Annotated in this window: 7 protein-coding genes and 1 riboswitch; of the genes, 3 read left to right on the forward strand and 4 right to left on the reverse strand. The window is 61.5% G+C overall.

Annotated elements, in window-relative coordinates; all coding sequences use genetic code 11:
• Nucleotides 1-93: 93 nt before the first annotated feature.
• Nucleotides 94-645 (forward strand): GNAT family N-acetyltransferase, encoded by a 552-nt coding sequence (locus tag PMI37_RS26875; RefSeq protein WP_008087139.1) that lies wholly within the window; start codon nt 94-96, stop codon nt 643-645.
• On the opposite strand, the gene PMI37_RS26880 is transcribed toward PMI37_RS26875, so the two are convergent.
• From PMI37_RS26880 to PMI37_RS26895, 4 genes are all read right to left on the reverse strand, one after another.
• Nucleotides 584-1,348 carry an ABC transporter ATP-binding protein gene (locus PMI37_RS26880; RefSeq protein WP_008087141.1) on the reverse strand — a complete coding sequence of 255 codons (765 nt, stop codon included), beginning with the start codon at nt 1,346-1,348 and terminating at the stop codon, nt 584-586. The two genes, PMI37_RS26875 and PMI37_RS26880, sit on opposite strands and share 62 nt — an antisense overlap.
• Nucleotides 1,345-2,349: a FecCD family ABC transporter permease gene (locus PMI37_RS26885; protein WP_177323340.1), complete on the reverse strand. Its 1,005-nt coding sequence runs from the start codon at nt 2,347-2,349 to the stop codon at nt 1,345-1,347. Before PMI37_RS26885 ends, PMI37_RS26880 begins: the two co-directional genes overlap by 4 nt.
• Nucleotides 2,350-2,357: 8 nt before the next feature.
• Entirely contained in the window at nt 2,358-3,371 is a 1,014-nt protein-coding gene (locus tag PMI37_RS26890; RefSeq protein WP_008087146.1) for an ABC transporter substrate-binding protein, read from the reverse strand.
• Between the two features lie 145 nt (nt 3,372-3,516).
• Nucleotides 3,517-3,710: riboswitch (cobalamin riboswitch) on the reverse strand.
• Nucleotides 3,711-3,752: 42 nt separating this feature from the next.
• Entirely contained in the window at nt 3,753-4,688 is a 936-nt protein-coding gene (locus tag PMI37_RS26895; protein WP_008087148.1) for a Ppx/GppA family phosphatase, read from the reverse strand.
• Between the two features lie 389 nt (nt 4,689-5,077).
• On the opposite strand from PMI37_RS26895, the gene PMI37_RS26900 reads away from it, so the two are divergent.
• The gene (locus tag PMI37_RS26900) at nt 5,078-5,305 is read left to right on the forward strand and encodes a ParD-like family protein (protein WP_007918027.1); all 228 of its coding nucleotides are present in this window, start codon (nt 5,078-5,080) and stop codon (nt 5,303-5,305) included.
• Nucleotides 5,302-6,093: a type I methionyl aminopeptidase gene (gene map / locus PMI37_RS26905; protein ID WP_008087151.1), complete on the forward strand. Its 792-nt coding sequence runs from the start codon at nt 5,302-5,304 to the stop codon at nt 6,091-6,093. The genes PMI37_RS26900 and map overlap by 4 nt, the downstream gene beginning before the upstream one ends.
• Nucleotides 6,094-6,182 lie beyond the last annotated feature (89 nt).

Here is a 6,182-nt window from a genome sequence, read left to right on the forward strand (position 1 = left end):
GCCTGCGGCAGCTCCTACAGGTAGACGGATGGCTGGCATCACCGGGAGGCTGTTGCTACTGTGGCCAGCCGCAGTCCAGGTGTTTGCCGTTACATGAGTCATCAACCGATTATTCAGGCAGTGTCTGAAGCAGACGTTGCCCAGGTGCTGGATTTTGTTCTAAAGGCCCGCGCCGAGCTTTTCCCGAAGCTGAGCGCGACGGGCATGCCCGACGATCTGGCGCGTTTTGCCGAGGTTTATCTGCGTGGGGAAGGGCGCTTTCTGATCGCTCGCCACGAAGGGCAAATCGTCGCGTCCATCGGCTATCTCCCGTACGACCGACGCTTCCCGCACCTTGCCTATCCCGACCGCAACGTGGTGGAGGTCGTGCGTCTGTTCGTCCTGCCTGCGCAGCGCCGTTCAGGGCTGGCCGGCGCACTGTATCGATCACTCAAGGATCTGGCACTCGCCAACGCAGTAGACGTGATTTACCTGCACACCCATCCGTTTCTGCCGGGCGCCATCGCGTTCTGGCAGCGGCAGGGTTTCGAGATCATTGATGTCGACGCTGACCCGGTGTGGCAGACCACACACATGCACGCCGTCATGCGTGAAAACGCAGAATCTGCGCCCCGTCAAACGGGTCCGTCAGGTAATGCGCTCTGACCCCGAATGTTTCCTGCAACCGCTGCGGTGTCAGCACCTCCAGCGGTTCGCCCAACGCCACCAGCCGCCCGCGCTCCAGCACCGCCAGACGATCGCATTTCAACGCCTGATTCAGATCATGCAGGGCGATCAACGTGGTCACCGGCAACGCCTGCACCACGTTGAGAATGGTCAGTTGGTGCTGAATGTCGAGATGATTGGCCGGCTCATCCAGCAATAGAATTTGCGGTCGCTGCGCCAATGCCCGAGCGATGTGTACCCGTTGTCGCTCACCGCCCGACAGGCTGCGCCAGAGACGATTGCGCAGGTGCGTCGCGTCAACGTCGGTCAGCGCCTGTTGGACGATGGCGTCGTCAGCCGCCGACCACGGTTGCAGCGCCGACAGCCACGGCGTGCGCCCCAGCGCTACAGCGTCGAACACGCGAATGCCGTCGTCGGTGTCAGCCTGTTGCTCGACCACCGCAAGTTTCTGCGCAATGCTGCGGCGGGGCATTTTGCCCAGACGCTGACCGTCGAGCAGTACCTCGCCAGCGCTCGGTTCGCGCAACCCGGCCAACAGTTTCAACAGGGTCGATTTGCCCGAACCGTTGGGCCCGACGATACCAAGGGTTTCACCGCGCTCAACTGCAAGGCTGACACCGTTGAGCAACTCGGCACCGCGCACCTTGAAGGTCAACCCGGAACAACTCAGAACGCCGCTCATCGAGCAGACCTGCGTGCGACCAGAATCAACGCGAACACCGGCGCACCGACCAGCGCGGTGATCACGCCGACCGGAATCACCTGCCCCTTGATCAAGGTGCGCGACAACACGTCGGCGGCGATCAAGAACACCGCGCCCCCCAACGCACTGGCCGGCAACAGCCGAGCATGCCCGGTGCCGAGCAGCAGACGTGCGGCATGCGGAATCACCAGCCCGACAAAGCCGATCGAGCCGACAATCGAGACCATCACCGCTGTCACCAGCGCCGCACAGCCGATCAGCAGAATCTGCACCCGGCGCACCGCAATGCCGAGGGACGCCGCCGAGTCTGCGCCAAAGGTAAACGCATCCAGCGCGCGACGATGCCACAGGCACACGACCAGACCGGCGAAGGCCACCGGCACTGCCAGCCACACCGACGGCCAACGCACGCCGCCGAGATTGCCGAGCAGCCAGAACATGATGCCGCGCGCCTGTTCCGAACTGGCTGAGCGGGTAATCAGAAACGCGGTCAGTGCATTGAACAGCTGCGAGCCGGCGATGCCCGCGAGAATGATTTGTCCGGTGCCACTGGCCGAGCCGCTGACCCGCGCCAGCACGATCACCAGCACGAACGCCGTCACCGCCCCGGCAAACGCGCCCGCCGACAGCGAAACCACCCCGGCGCCGACGCCGAGCAATGCCACCATCACCGCGCCGGTCGAGGCGCCGGCGGAGATGCCCAGCAGATACGGATCGGCCAACGGGTTGCGCAACAGCGACTGCAAAATCACCCCGCATGTCGCCAACCCGGCACCACAGGCCGCCGCGACCAATGCGCGGGTCAATCGATAGTTCCAGACAATGCCTTCGTCGATGGGGTCGAGCGCGTAGCCGGCGCCCCACAGTTTGTTGGCGAGGACTTGCAACACCACGCCCGGTTCAATCGAGGTCTCACCGATGGCCACGCCGGCAACCACTGCAATCAACAGTGTCGCCAAGGCCAGCAGCGTACGGATCAGGCTTGCACTCATTGCGACAGGTCATAGCCGTTGATGGCCGTGGCCAATTGTTCCAGGCCATCGAACATGCGCAGGCTGGCCTGCATGGCCATGGCGTCGAGAACGATGATGCGGTTGTGTTTCACCGCGTCCATGTTGCGCGTCACCGGGTCGCTGCGCAGGAAGGCGAGTTTCTTTTCATGGTCGTCAGCGGGGAAGCGTCGACGGTCCATGCGGGCAATGACGAGGAAGGTCGGGTTGGCCTTGGCGATGGTTTCCCAGCCAACCGTTGGCCACTCTTCATCGGATTGCACCACGTTGCGCACGCCGAGGGTGCTGAGCATGAAATCGGGAATGCCTTTGTTTCCGGCCACGAACGGCTCGATGTCCATTTGTGCGCTGGAGAACCAGACCAGCGCGCTGGCGTCCTTCAGCTGTTTGCCCTGGGCGGTGGCAATCGAGCGGGCGAGACTGGCCTTGAGTGCGTCGTTGAGCTGCTGGCCACGCTCCTGCACATCGAAGATTTGCGCCAGTTGGCTGACGCTCTTGTAGATCGTGTCGATGCGAAACGGGGCCAGGCGCGTGCCGTCGGCGCCGACGAGGTTGTCCTTGGCTTCGCAATCGGAGGGCAGCAGGTACGTCGGAATCTTCAGTTCATGAAACTGTTCGCGAGTGCCGACCGCGCCTTGCGGGCCGACCATCCATTCCAGTTCCACGGCGACCAGTTCCGGACGCTTGCCGATCACCGATTCAAAACTCGGCTCGTTATCGGCCAGGCGCTCGATCTGATCGTTCTGCGCCTTGTACTTGGCCAGCACGTTGTTGAACCACAGCGAAGTCCCGACGACTTTGTCGGCCAGGCCCAGGGCGTAAAGCATTTCCGTGCCGGCCTGGCCGATGGTCACCGTGCGCGTCGGGGCGTGTTGGAAGGTGAGGGTGCTGCCGCAGTTTTCCACCGTCAGCGGGTAAGCGGTCGGTGCCGCGTGGGCCAGGGTGCAAAGGCTCAGGCCAGTGATGAAGGTGGCAACGCGGGGCAGCAGCATGAGGCAGTCTCCGGGGAATCCGTACGCGGAGCGGGAGAGTACGGATTGGAAACACACCATCGAACGCGGTCAGGGCAACAGCGCAAGGCCGGTCATCCATTGAAGATGCGCACGGCACGATGTCCTTCCCGGACACCCCGCCGGTTAGTGAGTCACTGTGCCGGCAGGTCTCCTGACTGATGCGTCATCGCCTGGCTCCGGCCTTCCCGGGATTCACCCAGTGGCAGTCGTGGAGCAGGCTCGGCACCTACAGTTGCGGGGGCAGTTCCGGTCAGTGCTGTGCGAGCACCTCGGATTCCCTCTTAGTCCCCTTCGGGAACCGGCGGCGGCATGGTAGTCGATCGAGCCGCTGAAGGGGAGACGAATCTGCCGCAGCGAGGATTAGTGTTGGCTCATCAAACCGTGCAACACGCCCAAACGCAGGCCCGGTTCGGAGGGCAGCATTTGCGCGATGCCAAACACTTTGAACGCCGCCAGCATCAACACCAGTCCACCGGGGAGAATGCTTTGGCGGTGCGGTTGCAGGCCGGCGAGTTGCAGTTGCTGGACGTTGTTCACTTTCAGCAGCAGCAGCGACAGGCGCAGCAGTCCGCCGTAGGTGATGCCGTCCTGACCCAAATCGTTGAGGCGGTTGGCCTTGAGCACTTTGGCCAGCATGCGCGCGGTGCCGGACGAACCGATGGTCTGCTGCCAGCCCTGAGCACGGTAGCGCCGGGCAACTTTTTCAAACTGCAGGATGGCGAAGCGCTCGGCTTCCTGCAGCGCGCCGGCGGACACATCGCCGCCGCGAAAGAAACGCGTGCTCAAGGTGCCGCTGCCGATGGCGATACTCTCGGTCAGCAACGGTTGTGAACCCTGGCCGAGGATCAGCTCGGTGGAACCGCCGCCAATGTCGACCACCAGGCGCAGGTCTTCGGCGCTCGGCAAGGCGTGAGTCACGCCGGCGTAGACCAGGCGCGCCTCTTCATGGCCGCAAATCACGTCGATCGGGAAGCCCAGATGCCGTTCGGCACTGGCCAGAAACAGCTGCGCATTGTCCGCTTCACGCACCGCACTGGTCGCCACCGCACGCACCCGGCCGGCCTCGAAACCGCGCAGTTTTTTGCCGAACCGCGCCAACGCTTGCCAACCGCGATCCAGCGCCAGCGCATCCAGCGCGCCGCCGTCCAAACCTTCGGCAAGACGCACCGGTTCGCGCAGGGTTTTCACTTCCTGAATCAGGAAGCCTTTGCGACTGCGCACCGACTGGCCGATCATCAGGCGAAAGGCATTCGAACCGAGGTCGATGGCAGCGAACAGCGGGGCGTGTTCTTTCATGGGAATCCTTGCAAAACAACCGTCGCGCGGCGCAGGACGGTTTGCGAGGATTCTGCCGTGATCTTGATGACAGCCTGATGACGGGGGCAGGGGCGGTTCGGTGAATTTGTGGCTGTCATGACACTGTCATTATCTGGCGTCTATGCTGAGGCCAATACATCGCGTGTTCTTAAAGTTTTTGCTGCCAGTTTTGGCAGCTTTTTTTTGCCTGAAATTTGTTGCGCATTACCCTGTAGGAGCTGCCGAAGGCTGCGATCTTTTGACTTTGTTTTTGGAGAGCAAGATCAAAAGATCGCAGCCTTCGGCAGCTCCTACAGGGGTCGTATTTGCAATTTTTAATAGAGGCTGGCTAATATACGTTCCATATACACATCGTATCGGATTCATATATGGGCATCGTAAAGATTTCAGAGGACATGCACGAGAACCTGCGCATCTCCAGCAACGCCCTCAGCCGCTCGATCAACGCGCAGGCCGAACACTGGATGCGCATCGGCATGCTCGCCGAACTGCACCCCAACCTCGACCACAGCGCCATTTGCCGCTTGCTGATCCGCGCCGAACAGAACGGCGGGCTGGATCTGCAACAACTGACTCAGGAAGCCGTCAGCGCATGAGAAACCAGATCAAGATCAACACCCCGGCCGACATCGCGCAATCGCGCGCTGCCGGCAAACTCGCCGCTGAAGTGCTGGCGATGTTGGTGCCGCATGTGAAGGCGGGCGTCACCACTGATCAGCTCGATCAACTGTGTAATGACTACATCGTCAACGTGCAGAAAGCCGTGCCGGCCAACGTCGGTTATCACGGATTTCCGAAAACCGTCTGCGCGTCGGTCAACGATGTGGTGTGCCACGGCATCCCGTCGGGCACACCGCTGAAGGATGGTGACATCGTCAACCTCGATATTGCGGTGATCAAGGACGGCTGGTTCGGTGATACTAGCCGCATGTACGTGGTCGGCGAGGCGACGCCTGAAGCGCAGCATCTGATCAAGACCACTTATGACGCCATGTGCGCGGGGATTCGCGTGGTGAAACCGGGCGCCACCTTGGGCGACATCGGCCACGCGATCCAGACGCTGGCGGAGAAGGAAGGCTTCAGCGTCGTGCGCGAGTATTGCGGGCACGGGATCGGCAAGGTCTATCACGACGAGCCACAGATTCTGCATTACGGCTTCCCGAATCAGGGCATGAAGCTCAAGACCGGGATGATTTTCACTGTCGAGCCGATGCTCAATGCCGGTAAACGTCACGTGAAGAACATGCCGGACGGCTGGACGGTGCTGACCAAGGATGGCTCGCTGTCGGCGCAGTGGGAACACATGGTCGCGGTCACCGAAACCGGCTTCGAAATCCTCACCGCCTGGCCGGACGAAATCGAAGGCTACTCCCCGATCACCTAAACACCAAAAAAACCCTGTAGGAGCTGTCGAGTGAAACGAGGCTGCGATCTGTTGATCTTGTTTTTAACAGCAAGATCAACAGATCGCAG

Source organism: Pseudomonas sp. GM80 (assembly GCF_000282515.1).
Taxonomy (GTDB): domain Bacteria; phylum Pseudomonadota; class Gammaproteobacteria; order Pseudomonadales; family Pseudomonadaceae; genus Aquipseudomonas.